This is a genomic window from Sphingomonas sp. SORGH_AS_0950, from assembly GCF_030818415.1.
GTDB lineage: Bacteria > Pseudomonadota > Alphaproteobacteria > Sphingomonadales > Sphingomonadaceae > Sphingomonas.
The window spans coordinates 3,995,109-4,017,535 of record NZ_JAUTAE010000001.1 but is presented as its reverse complement, the minus strand read 5'-3'; the positions used below and the strand labels follow the sequence as shown (position 1 = coordinate 4,017,535).

17 protein-coding genes are annotated in these 22,427 nt (G+C 69.5%); 11 read left to right on the top strand and 6 right to left on the bottom strand.

Translation table 11 applies throughout. The annotated features are described in order from the left end of the window. Window positions 1-40 precede the first annotated feature (40 nt). A complete protein-coding gene (locus tag QE385_RS18210; RefSeq protein ID WP_307104293.1) occupies window positions 41-916 on the top strand; it encodes a helix-turn-helix domain-containing protein in 876 nt (291 codons plus the stop codon). Between the two features lie 39 nt (window positions 917-955). Here the strand turns inward: QE385_RS18210 and QE385_RS18205 are convergent, their stop codons facing one another. Continuing rightward, on the bottom strand, window positions 956-1,885 hold the full coding sequence (locus QE385_RS18205) for a helix-turn-helix domain-containing protein (RefSeq protein ID WP_307104291.1): 930 nt from the start codon (window positions 1,883-1,885) through the stop codon (window positions 956-958). 322 nt (window positions 1,886-2,207) lie between these two features. Between QE385_RS18205 and QE385_RS18200 the strand changes: the two genes are divergently transcribed. From QE385_RS18200 to QE385_RS18170, 7 genes are all read left to right on the top strand, one after another. Next, window positions 2,208-5,039, top strand: coding sequence for a TonB-dependent receptor domain-containing protein (locus QE385_RS18200; RefSeq protein WP_307104289.1), 2,832 nt, complete (start codon window positions 2,208-2,210; stop codon window positions 5,037-5,039). 57 nt (window positions 5,040-5,096) lie between these two features. Further along, window positions 5,097-6,068: a hypothetical protein gene (locus tag QE385_RS18195; protein ID WP_307104287.1), complete on the top strand. Its 972-nt coding sequence runs from the start codon at window positions 5,097-5,099 to the stop codon at window positions 6,066-6,068. 127 nt (window positions 6,069-6,195) lie between these two features. Next, on the top strand, window positions 6,196-7,188 hold the full coding sequence (locus tag QE385_RS18190; protein ID WP_307104285.1) for a carbon-nitrogen hydrolase family protein: 993 nt from the start codon (window positions 6,196-6,198) through the stop codon (window positions 7,186-7,188). Next, complete coding sequence (locus QE385_RS18185; RefSeq protein ID WP_307104282.1) at window positions 7,185-8,462, top strand: MFS transporter; 1,278 nt, start codon at window positions 7,185-7,187, stop codon at window positions 8,460-8,462. The genes QE385_RS18190 and QE385_RS18185 overlap by 4 nt, the downstream gene beginning before the upstream one ends. Before the next feature lie 55 nt (window positions 8,463-8,517). Beyond that, window positions 8,518-9,975, top strand: coding sequence for an aldehyde dehydrogenase family protein (locus QE385_RS18180; protein WP_307104280.1), 1,458 nt, complete (start codon window positions 8,518-8,520; stop codon window positions 9,973-9,975). Window positions 9,976-10,042: 67 nt separating this feature from the next. Beyond that, on the top strand, window positions 10,043-11,755 hold the full coding sequence (locus QE385_RS18175; RefSeq protein WP_307104278.1) for a thiamine pyrophosphate-requiring protein: 1,713 nt from the start codon (window positions 10,043-10,045) through the stop codon (window positions 11,753-11,755). Between the two features lies 1 nt (window position 11,756). Further along, window positions 11,757-12,878: an alpha-hydroxy-acid oxidizing protein gene (locus tag QE385_RS18170; protein ID WP_307104275.1), complete on the top strand. Its 1,122-nt coding sequence runs from the start codon at window positions 11,757-11,759 to the stop codon at window positions 12,876-12,878. Window positions 12,879-12,890: 12 nt separating this feature from the next. Here QE385_RS18170 and lldD read toward each other — a convergent pair whose 3' ends face one another. Both lldD and QE385_RS18160 read right to left on the bottom strand, forming a co-directional pair. After that, window positions 12,891-14,072, bottom strand: coding sequence for an FMN-dependent L-lactate dehydrogenase LldD (gene lldD, locus QE385_RS18165; RefSeq protein ID WP_307104274.1), 1,182 nt, complete (start codon window positions 14,070-14,072; stop codon window positions 12,891-12,893). Window positions 14,073-14,213: 141 nt separating this feature from the next. Then, window positions 14,214-15,092 carry a LysR family transcriptional regulator gene (locus tag QE385_RS18160; protein WP_307104272.1) on the bottom strand — a complete coding sequence of 293 codons (879 nt, stop codon included), beginning with the start codon at window positions 15,090-15,092 and terminating at the stop codon, window positions 14,214-14,216. 103 nt (window positions 15,093-15,195) lie between these two features. Here QE385_RS18160 and QE385_RS18155 point away from each other — a divergent pair, with 103 nt between their 5' ends. Next, window positions 15,196-16,299 (top strand): FUSC family protein, encoded by a 1,104-nt coding sequence (locus QE385_RS18155; protein ID WP_307104270.1) that lies wholly within the window; start codon window positions 15,196-15,198, stop codon window positions 16,297-16,299. 23 nt (window positions 16,300-16,322) lie between these two features. Here QE385_RS18155 and QE385_RS18150 read toward each other — a convergent pair whose 3' ends face one another. After that, on the bottom strand, window positions 16,323-17,024 hold the full coding sequence (locus QE385_RS18150; RefSeq protein WP_307104268.1) for an OmpW family protein: 702 nt from the start codon (window positions 17,022-17,024) through the stop codon (window positions 16,323-16,325). Between the two features lie 127 nt (window positions 17,025-17,151). On the opposite strand from QE385_RS18150, the gene QE385_RS18145 reads away from it, so the two are divergent. Together QE385_RS18145 and QE385_RS18140 are read left to right on the top strand one after the other, a co-directional pair. Continuing rightward, entirely contained in the window at window positions 17,152-18,474 is a 1,323-nt protein-coding gene (locus tag QE385_RS18145; protein ID WP_307104820.1) for a radical SAM protein, read from the top strand. Then, complete coding sequence (locus QE385_RS18140; protein ID WP_307104266.1) at window positions 18,464-19,153, top strand: Crp/Fnr family transcriptional regulator; 690 nt, start codon at window positions 18,464-18,466, stop codon at window positions 19,151-19,153. The genes QE385_RS18145 and QE385_RS18140 overlap by 11 nt, the downstream gene beginning before the upstream one ends. Before the next feature lies 1 nt (window position 19,154). Here QE385_RS18140 and QE385_RS18135 read toward each other — a convergent pair whose 3' ends face one another. Both QE385_RS18135 and cydD read right to left on the bottom strand, forming a co-directional pair. After that, window positions 19,155-20,756 carry an amino acid ABC transporter ATP-binding/permease protein gene (locus QE385_RS18135; protein WP_307104264.1) on the bottom strand — a complete coding sequence of 534 codons (1,602 nt, stop codon included), beginning with the start codon at window positions 20,754-20,756 and terminating at the stop codon, window positions 19,155-19,157. Continuing rightward, on the bottom strand, window positions 20,753-22,387 hold the full coding sequence (gene cydD / locus QE385_RS18130; RefSeq protein ID WP_307104262.1) for a thiol reductant ABC exporter subunit CydD: 1,635 nt from the start codon (window positions 22,385-22,387) through the stop codon (window positions 20,753-20,755). The genes QE385_RS18135 and cydD overlap by 4 nt, the downstream gene beginning before the upstream one ends. Between the last annotated feature and the right edge of the window lie 40 nt (window positions 22,388-22,427).

Below are 22,427 nucleotides of genomic sequence, written 5' to 3'. Positions count from 1 at the left end.
AAAGTTGGACGATCCGGTTGCCGCGCAATAGCATGGCCGGATGGTGTCCGCGGCCATTCCCAGCTTCTATCTCTATGGCGAACCGCACCGCGCGGTGGAGGAGGGCTTCGTCCATGCCGAACGGCTGGACAGCCGCTCGCGCCCGCATGAATGGACGATTCTGCCGCACGCCCATGCCGATCTGATCCAGCTCTTCCTGCTGGAAGAAGGCGGCGGCACCATGCGCGCCGAGACGAAGAGCCTGGCCGTCAGCGCGCCCGCGCTGGTGATCGTACCGGCGGGGATCGTGCATGGTTTCGACTGGCATCACGAGTCGGCGGGCGCGGTCGTGACCTTGTCGGTCCGGCATCTGACGCTGCTCGACAGCCGCTATCCGGGGCTCGCCGCCGTTTTCGAACAGGCCGGGGTCATCGGCTCGGACGATATGCCGACCGACCGGATCGGCGCGCAGATCGCGACGCTGATGCGCGAGCTGCTATGGTCGGGACCGGGGCACCGCGCGGCGGTCGATGCCGCGCTGCTGACGATCCTGGTCGAGACGCTGCGCTCGCTCGACAGGATGCGCGACCATGCCCCCGCCATCCCGGGCCATCACCACAGCCTGGTCGCCCGCTTCCGCGCCAGGATCGACGAGCGTTTCCGGCTGCGCGAACCCATCGCCGATTATGCCGAGGCGCTGGGGACCAGCGAAAGCCGCCTGCGTGTCGCCTGCGCGCGGGTCGCGGCGCTGTCACCCGCCGCGATGCTGGACCAGCGTGCCATGCTCGATGCCAAGCGCGCGCTTCTCTATACCAATATGTCGGTGGCGGAGGTCGGCTATGCCATCGGCTTTTCCGACCCGGCCTATTTCACCCGCTTCTTCAGCCGCCATGCGGGCGTGTCTCCCAGCGCCTATCGCAAGGCCGCAGGCGACTGACGTCCGGACGCGGCATCGGCCTTTCCGGCGGAGTGGAAGTCAGCCCCGTGCGTAATCGCGCGGGGTCATGCCATATTTCTCCTTGAAAGCGCGGCTGAAATGCGCGGGATCCTTGAACCCGCAATCATAGGCGACGGACGTGACGGACGACCGATAGGCCAGATTGCCGCGAAGGTCGCGCTTGGCCTTTTCCAGCCTGAGGTGCCAGATCCGTTCCGACAGCGACCGTTCGCTTTCCGCGAACAGCTTGCGCAGATAGCGTTCCGACAAGCCAAAGGTTTCCGCGACGCGCTCGCACGTCAGCGTCTCTTCGCAGAAATGCGTGTCGACGAACTGGACGATACGCGTCATCAGCACGTGCCGCTGTTCGCGCAGCGGCGGGCGCCGGTCGGAGGTCTGTTCGGTGAAGGCCGCGCCGACCAGATCGATCAGCGCACCATGGAGCGCGGGCGCGCTGCGGGGATCGATATGGCCCAGCTGATCCTCGAGATCGCAGATGAAGCGTGCCGCCAGCCGTCCGGTGCCCCGCGTGCCCGAGATGGGGCAAGCGGTCAGATCGTCCAGGCTGCGGATCTGGCGGGCCATGTCCTTGCGGCTGAGCCGCAGGACGGTCTGGACGAAGGGTTCCTCCACGAAGAAATCATAGGGCCGCGTGCTGTCATAGATCGCCATGTCGCCGACCTGAAGACGTGCCTCGCGGCTGCCCTGGCAGATCGTCACCCGGCCCTCGACCAGCACGGTCAGCAGGACATATTCGTCATGGTCGGATGCGATCCGGCGGCGATCGCGCGAGACATGGTGGCGCCCGGCGGCGACCTTGGCGATGCGGGTTCCCAACAGGTCGCAACTGCTGATCGAGGCGTGGAACGGGCCGTCATCCGCGCGCGCGCAATCGAGATCGACGATCTGTTCGCGCACCGTCTCCCGCCAAGCGGCAAAGCTGACGGCATCGACCTGCCTGCGCTTCATGCTTTCAACGTCCACGATGCATCCTCGTGTGCCGGAGGGCTGAAGGGAGCGATGCTCTCATAGGGACCGGTTCGGCCGCAAGCCCTTATTCCATGGCCCGGTCGCCAGCGCCCCGACCGGCCCCCAGGGACGCCACCGCCCCTGTCCTGCGCCGCTCCACACCTGAAAACAGGCCGTCCCGTACAAGTTTTTCCGATCGTCCTCGCAGACTATCCGTCTTGTGGGTCGGGCTTTGCAGGTTCGCACCCATAGGCCGACATCCAGCCCGAAAGAGGCTCGAGCGGCGCCGTCAGGAGGTCCTGGTTCATAGGAAGGGGGCGTTATGCGCGTGCAGTATAGTTCGATGTTATTGGCCGGTGTTTCCCTGATGGCGTTGCCGCACGCGGCACTAGCGCAGGAGGCGACACCCACGACCGCCACCGGGATCGAGGCCCAGGCCAGCCCGGCGAACGACGGCGCCGATGGGCAGAAGGACATCGTCGTCACCGGATCGCGCGTGGTGCGCGACGGCAGCAAGTCGCCCAGCCCCGTGACCGTCCTGAGCGCGGGCGAACTGACCCGCACCGCGCCCAGCAACATCGCCGACGGGCTCAACCAGTTGCCGCAGTTCAGCAATTCGGTCAGCCAGACCAGCTATGGCCAGACCAACGCCAACACGCCCAGCAACGGCAACTATCTGAACCTGCGCGGCATCGGGCCCGCGCGCGCGCTGATCCTGTTCGACGGGCGGCGGCTGCCGCCGACCAGTTTCGACGGCAGCGTCGACGTCAACACCCTGCCCCAGATGCTGGTCCAGCGCGTCGACGTGGTCACGGCCGGTGCGTCGGCGACCTATGGTTCGGACGCGGTCAGCGGCGTGGTCAACTATGTCCTCGACAAGACATTCACGGGCGTCAAATACACGCTGCAAAAGGGCGTCTCGACGCGCGGCGACGCACCAAGCCTGCGCGCGGGCGTGGCGGTCGGGACGGGGCTGCTCGGCGACCGGGCGCACCTGATCGCCAGCTTCGAACATTACGACTCAGCCGGTATCTTCAGCCGCTACGACCGACGCTATGCGGGCAATCTCTATAGCCTGGTCGGCGCCGGGACCGCCGCCAATCCCTATGTCACCGCGGCCAACACCCGGCTGAGCTTCTCGTCGTTCGGCGGATTGCTGCCTGCGCTTGGCCTCGCCTTCCAGCCGGGCGGCGCGCTGACCGCGTTCAACGGGGGGACGGCGACGGGCAATCCATCGATCAATATCGGCGGCGACGGGGCCTATTTCGATCAGCTCGGCCTGACCGGCAGCCTGAAGACCAACCAGGCCTTTGCACGCCTGTCGATGGACGTCGCGCCGGGCGTCAACGCCTTCGTCCAGGGCAGCTACGCCGACTCGCGCAATATCGGCTATTACGGCTCCGACTTCCATTTCGGCAGCATCCTGTTCTCGCCCACCAACGCCTTCCTGTCGGCGCAGCAACAGGCGCAGCTCACCGCCGCCTCGGGCGGCGCGCCGATCACGATGTCGCGCTATAGCCGCGACCTGGGCCAGCGCGTGTCCGACGCGTTCAACCGCAGCTACAATGTCACGGCGGGCGTCGACGGACGCTTCGGCGATTATCGCTGGAACCTGGCCTATTCCCATGGCCGCACCCAGCTCGACGTGAAGGGGCTGGAGGTCAACAACCAGAAATTCTACGCCGCGCTCGACGCGGTGAGGGACGGCAGCGGCAACATCGTCTGCCGGGTCAGCCTGACCAATCCCGGCCTGTATCCGGGCTGCGTTCCGCTCAACCTGTTCGGAGAGGGTTCGCCGTCGGCGGCGGCGGTCGCCTATGTCAACGACTATTCGCGCTACCGCGTCGTCAACGAACTGGACGTGGTCAGCGGCTCGATCTCGGGTTCGCCCTTCTCGTCATGGGCGGGGCCGGTGTCGGTGGCGGTCGGCGGCGAATATCGGCGCCAGTCGCTGGTCGAGACCAGCAATTCCGATCCCGGCGTGGCGACCGACTTCACCGGCATCCGTTTCGTGCCCAGCGGGACGCTCGGCCACAGCTTCACGAACGTCGGCAGCGCCAAGGGCCGTTACGACGTCAAGGAGGTGTTCGGCGAGGTCGACATTCCGCTGGCCAAGGACAGCGCGCTCGGCCGTTCGCTCAACCTGAACGGTGCGGTCCGCTATACCGACTATAGCACCAGCGGCGGCGTGACGACGTGGAAGGCGGGCCTGGTCTATCAGCCGGTCGACGATCTGGTCATCCGGGCGACGCGTTCGCGCGACATCCGGGCGCCCACCCTGTACGACCTGTTCGCCTCGCGCTCGATCAACGTCTTCGGCTTGTCAATCCCCGGCGTGGGCAATTTCCCCACCCAGGCGATCTCGGGCGGCAACGCCGCGCTCAAGCCCGAGAAGGGGCTGACCACCAGTGCGGGCTTCGTCTATTCGCCCTCCTGGCTGCCCGGCGCGCGCCTCGCCATCGACTATTTCGACCTGAAGCTGCGCGATGCGATCACCGTTCAGGACGCGCAACAGGCCTATGACGATTGCCAGGCCAGCGGTGGGAACGCCCCGGTGTGCAACCTGATCGTCCGCACGTCCGGCTCGACCGTCCCCACGGCCATCCTGGTTTCGCCGCTGAACAGCGCCTCGCTGCGGACGCGGGGGTTCGATTTCGAATCCTCCTACACCTTCGGCGTGGGTCAGGGGCAACTGGCCCTGCGCGCCTTCGCCAGCTATGTGCCGGTGCTGAGGTTGCAGACGAGCGCGACGCAGCCGGCCGAGGAACTGGCGGGCACCGCGAACACCTCCGTCGGCGGCAACGGCGCGGGCTATCCCAAATGGCGGGGCAACCTGTCGGTGAACTACGCGAACGGCGGCTTCAACCTGAACGTGCAGGAACGGTGGATCGGCCGCTATGACCGCTCGACGCGGGCCAGCTATGTGATCGCCGACGCGTCCAACCGGATGCCGAACGTGTTCTACACCGATCTGAACATCAGCTACGACGTCGCGGGCGGCCGCTTCTCGCCCTTCGTCAACGTGCGCAACCTGTTCGATCGACAGGCCCCGCTCTACGCCAGCGCGCTGCCGGGCCTGTCCTATCCGGCCAACCAGAGCCTGCACGATGTCGTCGGACGCTACGTCACCTTCGGCATTCGCGGCAAATTCTGATGGATCGGGGCCGATCGCGCGTCGGCCCCCTTTGCTTCCGCCAGAGAGGATCTTTCGATGAAACCATGGTTCCCGGCCATCGCGGCGGTGGTGGCGGCGACACCCGCTGCCGCCACGCCCCGCACGCCCGCATCCCCCGCGCCCGCCGCCCGTTCGGGCTGCGATCGCGGGTGCCTGCTCGACATGACGAACCGCTATCTGCTGGCGCTGGAGGCGCATGACGCCGCCCGCCTGCCCCTCGCCCCCGGCGCGATGGTGTATGAGAATGGCCGGCCCGGCCGGCTCGACGACGGCGTGTGGAAGGACGCCACGATCATCACTGGCCGATCGACGATCGTCGACCCGGAGGCCGGGCAGGCGATCTTCTTCGGCATCGTCCGCCGCAAGGACGCAGGACAGGCGCTGTACGTCGCCCGGCTGAAGGTCGCGGACGGCCGGATCACCGAGGTCGAGCAGCTGACGGCTGGCAAGGACGACCTGCTCTTCAACCCGGACGGCGTTCATTTCCCCAAGCCGATCTGGTCCGACGTCCTGCCGCCGGAGGAACGCGTCCCCGCCGCCGAGTTGCGGCGCATCGCCAACCTGTATTTCCAGTCGATCCAGGAACATGATCCGACGATCGTGCCGTTCCATCCCGACTGCAACCGGACCGAAAACGGGACGCCGACCACCAATACCAACCGGCCCGACGTCATCACCTCCGACAGTTGCGACATCGGCGTCACCAAGTTCGGCTGGATACCGGTGGTCCGCGAACGCCGCTTCCCGATCGTCGACACCGCGCGCGGCCTGGTCATCGGGATCAGCCATCTGGACGTGGTGCCCGGCATCAGCAGCAACAACGGACCCAGGGCCGATGCGCCCTTCACCTTCGTGATCTATGAGATCTTCAAGATCGTCGACGGCCGCATCCTCGACATCGAATGCTTCATGATCACGCCCAAGGACCGGCGCTCGATCTGGCCGGTGGGGCCGTTCTACGAAAAGCTTCATCCCTATCGGCGGGCGGCCTCGCCCGCCGCGAAATAGCCCGCATGCGGCGGCGCGCCATGCCGGTCCGGGCCATTTTTCGGGCCGCAGGCGGCAAGCGCGGTTCGATGCCGCCGCTAGCCTTCATTCCATATCAGCGAGGGGGAAGAGTGCGTTGACGAAGCCCATGGTTCGGCTCGCCGTCGTACAGGCGGCGCCAGTCTATCTCGACGCGCAGGCGTCCACCGACAAGGCCATCGGCCTGATCGCCCGGGCGGCGGCGAACGGCGCGAAGCTGATCGCCTTTCCGGAAATCTGGATACCGGGTTATCCCTGGTGGATATGGCTGGGCGCACCGGCATGGGGCGCGCAGTTCCTGCCGCGCTACCACCGCAACGCCCTGGCCGCCGACGGCCCCGAACTGGGCCGCATTCGCGAGGCCGCCGCGCGGCATGGCATCCACTGCGTCATCGGCTATGTCGAGCGCGCCGACAGCACGCTCTACATCAGCCAGATGCTGATCGACGACACTGGCACGACGGTGTTCAACCGGCGCAAGCTGAAGCCGACCCATGTCGAGCGCACCGTGTTCGGCGAGGGTGACGGGTCCGACCTGAAGGTGGTGGACACCGCCATCGGCCGCCTGGGCGCGCTATGCTGTGCCGAGCATGTCCAGCCGCTGAGCAAGTTCGCCCTCTATGCGCAGGGCGAGCAGATCCATGTCGCCTCCTGGCCGTCCTTCACGCTCTACAAGGGCATCGCTTATGGGCTGAGCGCGGAGGCGAACCTGGCCGCCAGCCGCGTCTATGCGCTGGAGGGGGGCTGTTTCGTCCTTCATGCGACCGGGGTGATGTCGCCCGATGTCTATGACACGTTGTGCGACACCCCCGACAAGGTGGCGTTGCTCAACGCGGCCGGTGCGGTGCAGGGCGGCGGCAATTCGATGATCTTCGGACCCGATGGCCGCTCGCTGACCGAGCCGATGCCGGAGGATGAGGAAGGGCTGCTCTATGCCGATGCCGATTTCGACGCGATCGTCCATGCCAAGAGCGCACTCGATCCGACCGGCCATTATTGCCGCGCCGATGCGACGCGGTTGCTGCTGAACGCCCGGCCGCGCCGCCCGGTGGAGCCGTTCGGCGCGGCGCTGCCCGACGCTGGCACATGGGAGGCGCTATGACCCCCTCCCACACCGCCGATGGCGGCGCCCTGAGCGGCGACCGCCGCTATGAGTTTCGCGCGATCACACTGCTCGCCTTGGGGTTCGGGCTGGTCGGGCTCGATCGTTGGCTGGTGATGCCGCTCGCGCCGCAGATCATGCGCGACCTGAAGCTGGATTATCAGGACCTGGGCAACCTGGCCGCGGCGGTCGGCCTGTCATGGGGCGTGTTCGCGATCCTGATGGGCAATCTGGCCGACCGCATCGGGCGTCGCCGGATCGTGATCGCCTCCGTGATCGGCTTCTCGCTGCTGTCGGGGGTCAGCGGACTGGCGGGCAGCCTGGCGATGCTGATGGTCGCGAGGCTGGCGATGGGCGTCGCGGAGGGGGCCTATTGTCCCGCGAGCTACGCCGCCGCGCTGGATGCGTCGCGGCCGGCGCGGCGCGGGCTCAACCTCGGCATCATCCAGGGGGCGTTCGCGCTGTTCGGGCTGGCGCTTGGCCCCATCATCGCCACGCAGCTGGTCGCGATCGTCCCGTCGTGGCGCGCCGTGTTCCAGATCGTTGCGGTGCCCGGCCTCGTGCTGGCGGGCGCGATGTTCGTGGTGCTGCGCGATCCTCCCCGCACGGCCCGCCCGGCCGCGACGGCCGATCCCGCCCCCCGCGCATCGTGGCGTGACGTGCTGGCGCGGCGCAACGTGCGGGTCGCCATCCCGGCGATCTTCTGCTCGATGAGCGGCATTTTCGTGCTCGGCGCGATGACGCCGGTGTTCCTGACCGATGTCGTGCGGCTGGACGGCCCGCAAATGGGGCTGGTGATGTCGGGCCTGGGCTTTGGCGGCTTCGTGGGGCAGATCGCGCTGTGCGGCATATCGGACGTGATCGGCCGCCGCCCCGCGCTGGTCGCCGCGTTCCTCGGCGGGGCGGCGGCGCTCGCCGCGCTGGTGCTGACCGCGCACACGCCGCTGCCGCTGTTCGCGCTGCTGTTCCTCGCCGCCTTTTGCTGCTGTGGCGCGAACGCGCTGCTCGCGGGGCCGGTGGCGGGCGAGGCCGTGCCCTATACGCTGTCCTCGACTGCGATGGGGCTGGTCGTCGGGCTGGGCGAGATCTTCGGCGGCGGCATCGCGCCGAGCATCGCCGGGCGCATCGCCGTCACCACCGGGCTGCCGACGACGCTGCTCACCGTGTCGGGCGTTCTGGTCCTGGGCGCGGTCGCCAGCATCGCACTGATCGAGACCGCGCCGCGGCGCGGCCATCGGGCGGCCCGGCCCGAAACGCCCGCCATCGCCGTTTGAGGCCCGGCCCGCGACCGGCATAGCATGGACCGACAAGGAAAAAAGGAGTGAGAGGATGACCCGCTACAGCTTCGAGGCGCAATATATCGACGGGACATGGCGGCCCGGTTTGGGCGACGAAACCATGGAGGATCGCAACCCCTATTCGGGCGAGTGCCTCCTCCGCCTGCGCGCCGCCGACCTTACCGACGTCGATGCCGCCTATCGCGCCGCCGCCAAGGCGCAGCGAGAATGGGCGCAAACGCCTCCGGCGGTCCGGGCCGACCTGTTCCGGCGCGCCGCGAATATCGTCCAGGCCCGGCGCGACGAGATCATCGACTGGCTGGTCGCCGAATCGGGTTCCACCCGGATCAAGGCCGGAATCGAATGGCAGGCGGTGATGGGCGGTCTGAACGAGGCCGCGTCGATCCCCTATCGCATCAACGGCCGCATCCTGCCGATCGACCTGCCCGACACCGAAAGCCGCGTCTATCGCCGCCCCATCGGCGTCGTCGGCGTGATCAGCCCGTGGAACTTCCCGCTCCACTTGTCGCACCGCACGATCGCGCCCGCGCTGGCGGTGGGCAATGCGGTGGTCGTCAAACCGGCCGAGGACACCCCCGTCACCGGCGGCCTGCTGCTCGCGCGCATCTATGAAGAGGCAGGCCTGCCACCCGGACTGTTCAACGTCGTCACCGGCAGCTCGCGCGTCATCGGCGACGGCTTCTGCACGCATGATGTCCCGCGCTTCCTGTCCTTCACCGGCTCGACCGGGGTGGGGCGGCGCATCGGCAGGCTGGCCATCGAGGCCCCGGTCATCAAGCGGGTCGCGCTGGAGCTGGGGGGCAACAACCCGTTCGTCGTGTTGGCCGATGCGGACCTCGACCAGGCGGCGCAGGCGGCGGCCTTTGGCCGGTTCCTGCACCAGGGCCAGATCTGCATGAGCACCAACCGCGTGATCGTGGAGGACAGCGTCCACGACGCCTTCGTTGAGAAGTTCGCCGCCTGCGCCGCGCGGCTGAAACATGGCGATCCGGCCGACCCGGATACGCTGATCGGCCCTGCGATGAACGCGAAGCAGCTGGCCGCGAACCTCGACCACCTCGCCGCCGCCAAATCCCGCTTCCGCCTGGTCCTCGGTGGCGAGCCGTCGGGCGCGGTGGTTCCGCCGCACATCTTCGCCGATGTCGACAATGACGACCCGCTGGCGCAATCCGAGATGTTCGCGCCGATCGCCTTCGTCATCCGGGCGCGGGACGAGGCGCATGCGCTCGAACTCGCCAACGCCACCGATGCGGGCTTGTCCAGCGCGGTCTTCACCCGCGACGAGGCACGCGGGCTGCGCTTTGCTCATGGGCTCGACGTCGGGATGACGCATGTCAACGACATGACCGTCGCCGACATGCCGTTCAATCCGTTCGGCGGCGAGAAGAACAGCGGCATCGGCCGTTTCGGCGGCGACTGGATCGTGGAGGAGATGACCACGACGCACTGGGTGACGATCCGGCGCGGTGCGGTCGACTATATCCCCTGATCGCCGCCTCTTACCCCGACGACGACCCCCGCCGGGCGACCGGCGATGCGACAAGGCCCAGCTCCCGATGTACACCACCTCCAGCGCTTTCCTCGATGCCCTGATCGAGCATGGCGTTTCCCATGTCTTCGCCAACCTCGGCAGCGACCACCCCGCGCTGGTCGAGGCGATCGCGGAGGCGCGCGCCGCCGGGCGGCCGATCCCGCGCATCGTCACCTGCCCCAATGAAATGGTCGGCATGAGCGCCGCGCACGGCTTCTGGCTGGCGAGCGGCGTGGCGCAGGCGGTGGTGGTGCATGTCGAATGCGGAACCCAGGCGCTGGCCGGTGCGGTCCACAACGCCGCCAAGGGACGCGCCCCGATGCTGATCTTCGCGGGTGCGTCCCCCTTCACCCAGCATGGCGAGCTGAAGGGATCGCGCAACGAGTTCATCCAGTGGATCCAGGATGTGCACGATCAGCGCGGCCTGGTGCGTGGCTATATGCGCTACGACAATGAGATCCGCACCGGGCGCAACGTCAAGGAACTGGTGCACCGCGCCTTCCAGTTCGCCGGTTCAGATCCCAAGGGCCCCGTCTATCTGATCGGCGCGCGCGAGGTGATGGAGGAAGAGGTCGCGCCGACCCCCGACGAGGCGGCGGCCTGGCGCTGCATCGGGCCGGGCGCGCTGCCGCCCGAAACGGTCGCCCTGATCGGCGAGGCGCTGCTGACGGCGCGACGGCCGCTTGTCGTGACGTCCTTCCTGGGCCGCAATCCGGCGGCGGTCGCGCCCCTGGTTACGCTGTGCGAGCGGCTGGGGATCGGGGTGCTCGAATCCGTGCCCAATGCGATGAACTTCCCGCACAGCCACCCGCTCTATCTCGGCAACCAATGGAATCAGCCGCAGCAGAATGCCGATCTGGCCGCGGCGGATATGGTGCTGGTGATCGACAGCGACGTGCCGTGGATCCCGACCGTGTCGGCGCCGGGCGATGCCGCGCGAATCTTCCACATCGATGTCGACCCGCTGAAGGAACAGATGCCTTTGTGGCGGATCGGGGCGGAGGCGGTGTGCCGCGCCGATGCCGCGACCGCGCTCGCGCAGCTGGACGACTGGCTCGCCGCGCAGCCCCTCCCCGCCGCGCGCATCGAGGAGCGGCGCGCGCATTATGCCGATCGCCACGCGGCGCGCGAAGCGGTGCTGCGAACGCGCGAGGCGGTTCCGGCGGGAACCATCACGCCGGAATATTTCGTGTCGCGCCTGCGGGCGGCGCAAAGCGACGACATGCTTTTCGTCAACGAGGCGATCTCCAACTATGGCGTGGTGTTCGATCACCTGCGGCTCGACACGCCGGGGGCGATCGCGACGAGCGGCGGCGGATCGCTGGGGTGGAACGGCGGGGCGGCGATCGGCGTCCGGCTGGCCAGGCCCGATGCGACGGTGGTGGCGCTGACCGGCGACGGGTCCTTCCTGTTCACCGTGCCCAGTTCGGTGCACTGGATGGCGCGGCGCTATGACGCACCGTTCGTGCAGATCGTCTTCAACAATCGCGGCTGGAAATCGCCCAAGCTGTCGACACTGGCGGTCCATCCGGACGGCTATGCCGCGCATGCCGACGATCTGGACACCTCGTTCGACCCCGCCCCCGATTATGTCGGCATCGCCGCCGCATCGGGCGGCGCATGGGGTCGACAGCTTCGCGACCCGGCGGAGATCGACGATGCCATCGCCGAGGCGCTGCGGGTCGTGCGCGAGGAACGGCGCTGCGCCGTGCTGGACGTGTGGCTGGACCATCACTGACATGACCCGCGCGCTCATCACGCTCGACGATTATCGTGACGCCGCGCGGCGCAAGCTGCCGCGCATCGTGTTCGACTATCTGGAGGGCGGTGCGGGTTCCGAGCGCGGCCTTTCGCGCAACCGCGAGGCTTTCGCGCGAACCCGGCTGCTGCCGGATCGCCTGACCGATGTCTCGCAGCGTCGACAGGCGATCGCGCCGTTCGGCCGCCCCTGGGAAAGCCCGTTCGCGGTCGCGCCGATGGGCCTGACCGGCGTGGTGCGGCCGCAGGGGGACCTGATCCTGGCGCGGGCGGCGGCGCGGGCGGGCATCCCCTTCTGCCTGTCCACCGCGGCGACCAGCACGATCGAGGCGGTGCGCCGCGCCTCCGACGGGGAATTGTGGTTCCAGCTCTATGTGGTCCAGCGCGCGCTGGCGGACCAGCTCGTGGCCCGCGCGCGAGACGCGGGGTGCACGACCCTGGTCCTCACCGTCGATGTCGCGGTGAATGGCGACCGGGTGCGCGATCGGCGCAACGGCTTCGGCGTCCCCCTGCGCATGACGCCGCGCATCCTGCTCGACGGCGTCCGTCATCCGGTCTGGTCGCTCCGGCAGGTGCGCCAGGGCTTTCCGCAGCTCGCCCATTTCGTCGCCGCCGGTGACGGGGACGTGGAGGCGCAGGCCGCGCTGATGGCGCGCCAGATGGATGCGAGCTTCGACTGGACGGCGCTGGCGCGGCTTCGCGACGACTGGCGCGGCACGCTGATCGTCAAGGGCATCGTCTCCGCCGAGGATGCGCGGCATTGCGAACGGCTGGGGGTGGATGGTGTCGTCGTCTCCAACCATGGCGGCCGCCAGCTGGAGGACGCGCCCGCCCCCATCGACCTTCTGCCCGCCGTCGCGGATGCGTGCGGGCTGCCCGTGCTGATGGACAGCGGGGTTCGTGACGGTGCCGATGTGGTGAAGGCGATGGCCGCCGGTGCGAAGGGCGTGCTGGTCGGCCGGCCGCTGCTTTATGCCCTGGCGGCGGATGGCGAGCGCGGCGTCGATGCCGTACTCGCCATGCTGCGGCGGCAGGTCGATACGACGCTGGCGCTGCTGGGGACGCCCGACGTCACCCGACTGGAGCGGCGTCATTTGGTCTGAGGTGCGCGCCTTTCACCCGCCGCCCCGCAGCGCCTCCGACCGGCCCTGTACCGAGGGCGGCAATCCGGCGAGACTGTCTCGGGTGATCGCGCCGGGACGGTCGGCCCCGATCAGGGTCATCGTCACCCGCATGTCCGCCGCGATCAGGTCGAGCAGTTCGCTCACCCCCCGTTGCCCCCGCGCCGCCAGCGCATAGATATAGGCCCGGCCGAGCAGCACCGCATCCGCGCCCAGCGCCATCATGCGCACCACGTCGATCCCTGAGCGCACGCCGGAATCGGCCAGCACCGCGATCGCCCCGGCGACCGCATCGGCGATGGGGGGAAGCGCCGTGGCGGTGGGCATGGCCCCGTCCAGCTGCCGCCCGCCATGGTTGGACACGATGATCCCGTCCGCCCCGAAACGGACCGCCTCGCGCGCGTCGTCGGGGTCGAGAATGCCCTTGAGGATCAGGGTGCCCTTCCAGTCCTGGCGCACCCATTCCAGATCGCGCCAATGGATGGCGGGGTCGAAATTGCGCGCCAGAAACCCGGTATAGTCGGCCATGCTCATGGAATGGCCGAGATAGGCCTCGATATTGCCGAAGGAGAGCGGGCGGCCGCGCAATCCCACATCGACCGCCCAGCGCGGGTGGCGGAGCGCCTGCGCATATTGGCGCAGCGTCGCGGCGGGCCCGGCCATGCCGGAGCGCCGATCGCGATAGCGCGAGCCGGGCGTCGGCATATCGACGGTGAACACCAGCGTCCGCATTCCCGCCGCCCAGGCCCGGTCCAGCGCGTTGCGCATATAGCCGCGATCCTTGAGCACATAGAGCTGCGACCAGAGCTGCCCCGGCGCGTCGCGCGCCACCTCCTCGATCGACGCGACCGAGACGGTGGACAGGGCATAGGGAATGCCCGCAAGGCCCGCCGCCCGCGCCGCCTGCACCTCGCCGCGCCGGGCATACATTCCCGTCGCCCCGACCGGCCCCAGCGCGACCGGCATCGCCCATGGCTGGCCCAGCACCGTCACCGCCAGCGAGGGGTCCCCCGCGCCCTTGAGGACGCGCTGGCGCAGCGCGACCCGCTGCAAGGCGTCGACATTGCCGACCATGGTGGATTCGGTGACGGCGCCGCCATCGATATAGTCGAACAGGAAGCGCGGCAGGCGGCACCGGGCCGCCTCGCGGAAATCCGTGGGGGCGGAAATGATCATCGAAAGACCTCGCTTGACGGGTCACCGACCCGGTAAGCGACGAAAATAGGCCAAGGGTCGGGTTGCGAAAAACGAAAGCTCCGACTGGCCTCCATTCCCAAATCGACTGGCCCGGACGGATCGCCCCGCCCGGCCGACCGGCTAATCCGCCTGGTCGGCCACCATCTGCAACCAGGCGCGCGCGGCGTGCGACAGGAAGGCGCCGTTGCGCCAGACCATCGCCAGCCGCCATTCGATATAGGGTTCGGTCACGAGCACGCCGCAGATACGCTCCGCATCGACCTGGTCCACCAGCAACCGGGGCAGAAAGGCAATGCCGATCCCCGATGCGGCCAGTTCGAGGATGAATTCCACCTCGCTGCTCTGAACCGCGATATTCGGCTTGAACCCATGGCGGTGGCACGCATCGACCACCATGCGATGCAGCACGAAGCGGTCGGAAAACAGGATGAACGGCTCGTCGCGCAAGGCGTCGAGCGACAGCGACCCGGCCTTGGCCAGCGGATGATCGCGCGCCATCACCGCCATCACCGGATCGCGCCAGACCTCCTGGCTATGCCATTCGGGCGCGCTGGGATCGACCGTCGCCGCCAGCTCGATCTCGCCGGTGCGCACCATGTCGAGGAGCTGGTCGCCGCCATGCTCGCGCAGTTCGATAGCGATGCCCGGATAGGTCCGGCGATAGCGGGCCAGCATCGGCGCGAAGATCCGCGCGCTGCCGACCGGGGGCAGGCCGATCCGGAGGCTGCCCCGCTGCAATCCGCGTATCTCGTCCAGTTCGACGAGCAGGTCGCTGCGTTCCGCCAGCAGGCGCGCGGCGCGCGGATACAGCGCCTCGCCAAAGGTGGTCAGCTTCACGCGCGGGCCGATCCGGTCGAACAGCGGCGCGCCGAGTTCGTCCTCCAGCTGCTTGACCGCCTTGCTGACCGTGGACTGCGTCGCGAAGATCGTCCTGGCCGCCTGCGAAAAGCTGCCCTGGCGAACCGCTTCGACAAAGGCGCGTAGCGTTCGGAATTCCATGCCATTCCTTTAAGGAATAGTACCCATGCCAACAAGTCGCTCCAGGCGTGACTGCAAAACGACTATCGGGGCGTGTTCCCCTCGGTTATCCAAAGAGCCCGTCGTGCCCGTGCCGCCCCCTTCCGTCCCTGCCCGTGATCGGGCGATCGCCCGCCGCCTCGCCACCGGGTTGGCGCGTCGTGGCATACAGTTCCGCGCGGGCGAGTTCGCGCTGCTGGAGGGCGCATCGGGCAGCGTCGCGGTGCTGGCGATGATCCTGTGGGCGCAGGCGTCCCATCGCCCGGCGGATATCTGGGGGGCCTATGCCGCGTTCTGGGCCTGTCTGGCGGACAATCGGCTCCATGCCGCATCGCGCCTGCGGGCCATGGCCTTGTTCGTCATCGGCGGCGCGGTGCTGGCGACCGCCATGACGGCCATGGTCCATCCCGCCCTTCCGCTGACCGCCACGCTGGCGGCGGTGGCGGTCGCGGCGATCACCTTTGTCGCCGGCCGGTCCTATGGCATGGCCACGGTGGGCATGCTGCTGGGCGTCGTGGTGGTCGTGGCGGCGGAATGGCCGGTCGACGCGGCAGGCCCGATGGCGGTCGGCATCGCGTTCCTGGCCGGTGGCGGCCTGGCGCTGCTGCTTCGGATCGGCAGCGTCTATGTGCTGGAGCGGCCGAACCGTGATCGCGATGCGACGTCCCCCGCCCCGCCCGAGCTTCCCTCGACCCGGTCGGCGCGGCTTCATGCCGCCAGCGCCGGTGTCGCGGTGTTCGCCTGCTTCCTGGCGGCGCATGGCCTGGGGCTGGCCTATCCGCAATGGGCGACGATGACGGCGGTGGTCGTCATCACGGTCAATATCCGCACCTCGTCCTGGCGCGCGGTCGAGCGGATCGCGGGGACGCTGATCGGGACTGCGATCGTGATGGTCCTGATCGGCCACGCCAACGGCCCGGTCGCGCTGGAGGCCCTGGTGCTGCCGCTGGCCGCGCTGACGATCGCGCTGCGTGCGGTCAACTATACCATCTTTGTCGGATGCGTGACGCCCTTGTTCGTCGTGATCGCCAAGATCGCCCTTCCCCTGCAAAGCGCGGGCGCACCCCAGGCACGCGCCGTCGATACGATCGTGGGCACGTCGATCGCCCTCGTGATCTGTACGCTGATCGCGGGGCTCGTGCGATGGATCGACACCAGACGCAGCCCCGCGCCCTCAGCCTGCGGATAAGCCTCGACGCCGACCGGCCGTCCTCACAGGCGCAGCCCCAGGCCGACCCCGAACACCAGCGGGTCCAGCGAGACGTTCACCCGCTGGCGGCCCAGCGCGGCATTGTCCAGCCGCGCGGTGGTGTCGATATCGATATATTTGACGTCGAGGTTCAGAAAGACCCGGCGAGTGAGGTCCATATCGACGCCCGCCTGCACCGCCCAGCCTGCGCTGTCCTTCAAATGGACCCTGGTCGGCCCCACCGCGCTTTCCAGTCCGTCCGAAGCCGCCTCGTTCCAGAAGATCGTATAGTTCACGCCCGCACCGACATAGGGCCGGACATGCCGGGTCGGCGTGAAGTGATATTGGACGGTCAGGGTCGGCGGCAGGACCCAGGTGGAGGCGAGCCTGCCGATGCCGCCGGTCGTGCCCCGCACCCCGCCGATCGCATGCTTCGTGGTCGAGGCGATCAGTTCGACGCCGATATGGTCGGTCGCCATATAGGTCGCGTCGACCTCCGGCATCACGCGGTCGTCGACCTTCACCGGCTCACCGGGGAAGGCGGGCAGGATGCTGCCCGACCGCTCGTTGGGCGCGACGAGGATGGCGCGGGCGCGGAGCAGCACGTCCCCGGCGCGAGTCCCGACCCGAGCGTCGCGTCCCCCGCTATCCTGCGCCCATGCCGACGTACCGATTCCCGTCGCGGCGAGCGCGAACAGGGTGGCGGCGGTTCTGATGACGGTCATCCCATGTCTCCTGTGAGGCTGTGGGCGTCGGGATAGGAGCGCCCCCGCCCCGCCGCCTTGACCATCGACAAGCGCCGGTTTGACGGCGGTCAAAGGCATGCGCGCACCGCCGGGGCACGCCATGGGCATGTGGCCCTATCATCCCGATCTGCTCGCCCGGCCCGTGCCGCGCTACACCAGCTATCCCACCGCCGCCGAGTTCGGCGACCATGTGGGCCATGCCGACATGGCGACGGCGCTCGACATGGTCGGGGCGGACGAGATCGTGTCGCTCTATCTCCATATCCCCTATTGCCGGGCGATCTGCTGGTATTGCGGGTGCAACACCGGGGCGGCGAACCGGACCGCGCGGCTGGATGCCTATCTCGCGCGGTTACATGCCGAGATCGATCTGGTGGCCGCCCGGTTGAAGGGAAGCGGACGGATCGCCCGGATCGCCTTTGGTGGCGGAAGCCCCAATGCGATCCCGCCCGCCGCCTTCGCCGCGCTGGTCGCCCATCTGCGCACCGCCTTTGCCAGCCACGAGGCGACGCTGTCGCTGGAGATCGATCCGCGCGGTTTCGATGCGGACTGGGCAAGCGTCATCGCGGAGACCGGCGTCGCGCGGGCCAGCCTGGGGGTGCAGACCTTCGACCCGGCACTTCAGGCGGCGATCGGTCGGGTCCAGCCGCGCGAGCAGATTATCCGCGCGGTCGCCCTGTTGCGCGCCGCCGGGGTCGGATCGATCAATTTCGACCTGATGTACGGCCTGCCCGGCCAGGACGATGCGACGCTGGCCGCGACGCTCGAGGAGGCCATCGCGCTGGCCCCGGAACGGCTGGCAGTGTTCGGCTATGCGCATGTGCCGCACCTCATCCCCCGCCAGCGCCGCATCGACGCACGGGCCCTTCCGGGTGCGGCGGCGCGCTTCGGCCAGGCGGCGCTGGCGCATGACCGGCTGACGCATGCAGGCTACCGCGCCATCGGCTTCGATCACTTCGCGCAAGGCCATGATCCGCTGGCAAGCGCGGCGGCGAACGGACGGCTGCGCCGCAATTTCCAGGGCTTTACCGACGATCCCGCCGACATCGTGATCGGCCTGGGCGCCAGCGCGATCAGCGCCTTTCCCGACCGCCTGCTCCAGAACGCCAAGAATGCCGGGGCATGGCATCAGGCGATCGGCGCGGGTCGGTTCGCGACGACGCGCGGCCTTCATCGCGGCCCTCTGGAGCAGCGCCGGGCACGGGCGATTGCGGACGTGCTGTGCCAGGGCGTCGCGAACCTCGAGGGCCTGCCCGAGCGGACCGCCATTCGCGAACGGCTCGGTCGGTTCGAGCAGGTCGGGTTGATCGCCTGGGACGGGGCGTGCCTGCGGCTGGCGGCGGAGGCCCTGCCCTATGCCCGCACCATCGCGGCGGCCATCGATGCCTGGCGCAACGAGGACGATACCCGCTTCAGCCATGCCGTCTGACCTTCCGCCGCGCTGCGCGGCCTGTGCCGGGCGGAGCATGGCGCTGTGCGACGGTCTGGACGAGGCCGCGCTGGCCGCGATCCATCATATCGGTCACCGCCGTCGGCTACGCGCGGGGCAGGCTTTCGGCTGGATCGGCGATCCCGCACGCCATTGCGCGCATCTCGTCTCCGGCGTGCTGAAGGTGACCCGCATGCAGGCGGATGGCGGCGTCCAGATCGTCGGCCTGCTCTATCCCGGCGATTTCGTCGGCACGCTCTTCGCCGACCGGTCCGCCGATGCGATCACGGCGCTGGGCGATGCCGATCTGTGCGTCTATCCGCGCCAGGCGCTGGAGGAGATGCTGGTCCGCCATCCCGCCGCCGGACGACTGCTGCTGCGCCGGACGCTGGCGACTTTGGACGAGGTGCGGCGCTGGATGCCGATGCTGGCCCGCGCCCGTGCCGACGCACGGGTGGCCGCGCTGCTGCTCGACATGGCGCGGCGGTGCGGGGCGGAGGGCGACGGCATGTTTCGCCTGCCCCTGTCACGCGGCGCGATGGCGGAGGCGCTGGGCCTAGCGGTCGAGACGGTCAGCCGCCACATGACCGCCCTTCAGAATGACGGGGTGATCCAGCTTTGCGGTCTGCGCGGCGTGCGCCTGATCGACCGGACGCGCCTCGCCATCGTCGCGGGCTAGCTCAGGCGGCGGATCGGCGGGACGCATCGTCCGCCGCCCATTGCCGCTCGCACAGCGCGCTGAGCACGGGGCGATGGCTGACGAGGATCATCCCCTGCCCGGTCCGCTCCAGCCGGGCGGCGAGGCGACGCGCGACCTCCGCCGCGACATCGGCGTCCAGCCCCTCGCCCGGTTCGTCGAGCAACAGCCAGGGCGCATCGCCCAGATAGGCGCGGGCCAGCGACAGCCGCCGACGCTCTCCACCCGACAATCGCGCGCCATCGTCGCCCAGCCATGTGTCGAGCCCGTCCGGCAAGCCCCGCACCACCGTATCCAGCGCCGCGTCGCCCAGCGCCCGCCACAGACGATCCTCGGTCGCATGCGGGTCGGCCATGCGCAGATTGTCGCGAACCGTACCCGCGATCAGCATCGCCTCCTGCGGCGCCCAGGCGAAGAGCGCGCGCAGCGTCGCAGGCGGCAGATCGGCCGCATCCCGGCCATCGATCCCGATCCGGCCGGACCGTAGCGGACGCAGCCCCAGCAAGCCTTCGATCACCGTCGTCTTGCCGCAGCCCGATGGCCCGGTCAGCGCGATCCGGCTGCCCGGCATGAACCGGTCGCCATCGAGGACGAGGATCGGCTGGCCGCGCGATCCGACAGCGGGACGCGGGTCCGCCGCCGCATCGAAGACCGCATCCAGCCGCGCCTCCGCCTCGCGCAGCCGCCCCCTTTCGGTCGACGCCCGCAGGATCGGCGCGAGCCCGTCGACGGTCATCGCCGCCGCCAGCGCCGCGAGCGCGGCGACCGGCGCACCGGCGTCGAGCGACAGCATCAGCGCCGACGCCGCCGCCACGGCCACGCCGGTCGCGTGCAGCGCCTCGAACCGCGCGGCGACCGCGGCCTGCCGGATCTGCGCGTCGGCCAGGCGATCGCTCACCGCCGCGACGCGCGCGGCCGCCCAGTCCTCCAGCGCGAAGCAGCGCAGCTCCGCCGCCGCGCTTCCGAGCATCGCCACCTCCTCGCGCAGCGCGCCCGTCGCCCGTTGCACCGCGCGGCCGGGCTGCTCCAACCGGCGCGCGCCATGAAGGGCCAGGGCCAGGACGCCCCCGGCACAGGCCAGCGTCGCCACCATCGCAGGCCAACCGCCGAGCAGGGTCAACGCCGCGCCCGCCATGACCGCCGCGACGGCGCCCCACGGCCCCGACAGACGGACGAAGCGCCATTCCACCGCATCGACATCGCCGATCAGCCGCGCGGTGGCCTCGCCCCGCCCCAGCGCCAGCGCGACCCGGGGCGGCGCGGCGGTGATCGCGCGGTAGAGCGCGGGGCGCAGCCGGGCGAGCGCGCCGAACGCCGCGCCATGGCTGGCCAGCCGTTCGCCATAGCGCGCGCCGGTCCGCACGATCGCCAGCAGGCGGATCGCGGCGGAGGGCAGCATATAGTTGAACGCCTGCGCCGCCACGATCCCGGCCCCGCCCGCCAGCGCGGCGGCGGTCAGGAACCAGCCCGACAGCGCGAGCAGCAGTACCGATGCGGCCGCCACCGATGCGGCACAGCCACCCGCCCGCCACAGTCGGCGACGCTCGTTCCGGCGTTCGGCGGCGATCCATGTGCGAAGGGTCATGCGGCAGGTCCCAGATGGATGACGCGCGTCGCGATGGCGGCAAGCGCGGGGCTATGGGTGGCGATCAACGTCGTGCGCCCGCGCGCCGCCCCGCCGATCGTCCGGATCAGCGCGGCTTCGGCCACCGCGTCGAGATGCGCGGTCGGCTCGTCGAGCAACAGGAAGGGCGCGGGGTTCAGCAAAGCGCGGGCCAGGGCGATGCGCCGCCGTTCGCCGCCCGACAACCCGCTTCCCCGCGCATCGAGCGGCGCATCCAGGCCCCCCGGACGACGGCGGAGCATCGGCATCAGCCCCGCCACGACGACGGCCCGTTGCAGGGCCAGCGCCGTGGCCTCGGGATGGGCGAGCAGCAGATTTTCGCGGATCGTGCCCGCGATCAGCAGCGGATGCTGGCCGACCCAGCTTGCCTGCCCCGCCAGCGAAGTCAGGGCCAAGCCGCCCATCTCGACCGTTCCGGCCGATAGCGGCGCGAGGCCCAGCAGCAGGTGCAGCACGCTGGTCTTGCCGCTGCCCGACGGCCCCAGCAGCGCCACTGTCTCACCGGCCCCGACGGACAAGGAGAGACGCGAAACGGCGGGCGCGTCGCTGCCGGGATAATGGATCGTGACGTCGCGCAGGGTCAGCACCCCAGCCGCCGCCGCGACCGGAACCGCGCCCGCCGGCCCGCCCAGCGGCATCAGCATCTCGGCGGCGGTCTCCGCACCTTGCTTGTCATGATAGGCGGCGGCCAGGCGGCGCATCGGCGCATAGAATTCCGGCGCCAGGGCCAGCACGAAGAAGGCGCGCGGCAAGCTCAGCGTCTCAGGGGCCTCAAAGGGCAGCAGGCCGAGCAGCGAGAAACCGCAATAGACCGCTACCAGCGCGACCGACAGCGCCGCGAAGAATTCCAGCGCGGCGGACGACAGGAAGGCGATCCGCAGGACCCGCATGGTCCGCTCCGCCAGTTCCTGCGCGGCGGCGCCGATCGCCTGGGTCTCGCGTGTCTCGGCGCGGAAGGCCAGCACGACGGACAAGGCGCGCACCCGGTCGGCGAAACGCGCCGACAGACGATGCAGCGCAAGGAACTGCCGCCGCGACTCGTCCGCCGCCGCGCCGCCCGCCAGGATCATCGCCGCGACGAAGGGCAGCAGCGTCGCCGCCAGAATGACGGCTGCGACCGGGCTGGCACAGGCGGTCGCGGCCAGGACCAGGATCGGCGCGATGGCGGCGGCCCGGCGTGCGGGGAGGAAACGGGCGACGAACCCGTCCAGCGCCTCGACCGCATCCACGGCCTGCGTCGCCAGCTGGCCGCTGTCCATCGGCATGCCCGCCTGCCGATACAGGGCGGCGGCGACGACGCGCCGCCGTTGCGCCCGCTTGACCAGTCCCGCGCGCGCGGCCCCCTGTCGCACGGCCAGCATCGCGAACCATCCGCGCGCCATGCCCATGCCGATCGCGAGCAGGGCCCAGGGCAGCACCGCCCCCCGTCCCGCCACCGCCGCCACGCCCCCCGCGATCCCGGCCGCGAAGCCGATGGCGGCCAACGTATCGAGGAGCAGCAGGCCCGGCGTCCCGTCACGGCCCGCGGCCGCATCCTTCAACCAGCGGCTCCGCATCCGGGCGGTCGGGGCATCATGGGCGATCGTCGTCATGCCGCGACCGTCGCAGCGGCGTGGGCGGGCGTCTTTGACC

Coding starts and splice junctions, on each gene's coding strand:
- QE385_RS18210 (WP_307104293.1), top strand. CDS start 41: ATGGTGTCCGCGGCCATTCCCAGCTTCTATCTCTATGGCGAACCGCAC.
- QE385_RS18175 (WP_307104278.1), top strand. CDS start 10,043: ATGTACACCACCTCCAGCGCTTTCCTCGATGCCCTGATCGAGCATGGC.
- QE385_RS18150 (WP_307104268.1), bottom strand. CDS start 17,024: ATGACCGTCATCAGAACCGCCGCCACCCTGTTCGCGCTCGCCGCGACG.
- QE385_RS18145 (WP_307104820.1), top strand. CDS start 17,152: ATGTGGCCCTATCATCCCGATCTGCTCGCCCGGCCCGTGCCGCGCTAC.
- QE385_RS18185 (WP_307104282.1), top strand. CDS start 7,185: ATGACCCCCTCCCACACCGCCGATGGCGGCGCCCTGAGCGGCGACCGC.
- QE385_RS18195 (WP_307104287.1), top strand. CDS start 5,097: ATGAAACCATGGTTCCCGGCCATCGCGGCGGTGGTGGCGGCGACACCC.
- QE385_RS18140 (WP_307104266.1), top strand. CDS start 18,464: ATGCCGTCTGACCTTCCGCCGCGCTGCGCGGCCTGTGCCGGGCGGAGC.
- QE385_RS18200 (WP_307104289.1), top strand. CDS start 2,208: ATGCGCGTGCAGTATAGTTCGATGTTATTGGCCGGTGTTTCCCTGATG.
- QE385_RS18205 (WP_307104291.1), bottom strand. CDS start 1,885: ATGAAGCGCAGGCAGGTCGATGCCGTCAGCTTTGCCGCTTGGCGGGAG.
- QE385_RS18135 (WP_307104264.1), bottom strand. CDS start 20,756: ATGACCCTTCGCACATGGATCGCCGCCGAACGCCGGAACGAGCGTCGC.
- QE385_RS18180 (WP_307104280.1), top strand. CDS start 8,518: ATGACCCGCTACAGCTTCGAGGCGCAATATATCGACGGGACATGGCGG.
- QE385_RS18170 (WP_307104275.1), top strand. CDS start 11,757: ATGACCCGCGCGCTCATCACGCTCGACGATTATCGTGACGCCGCGCGG.
- cydD (WP_307104262.1), bottom strand. CDS start 22,387: ATGACGACGATCGCCCATGATGCCCCGACCGCCCGGATGCGGAGCCGC.
- lldD (WP_307104274.1), bottom strand. CDS start 14,072: ATGATCATTTCCGCCCCCACGGATTTCCGCGAGGCGGCCCGGTGCCGC.
- QE385_RS18160 (WP_307104272.1), bottom strand. CDS start 15,092: ATGGAATTCCGAACGCTACGCGCCTTTGTCGAAGCGGTTCGCCAGGGC.
- QE385_RS18190 (WP_307104285.1), top strand. CDS start 6,196: ATGGTTCGGCTCGCCGTCGTACAGGCGGCGCCAGTCTATCTCGACGCG.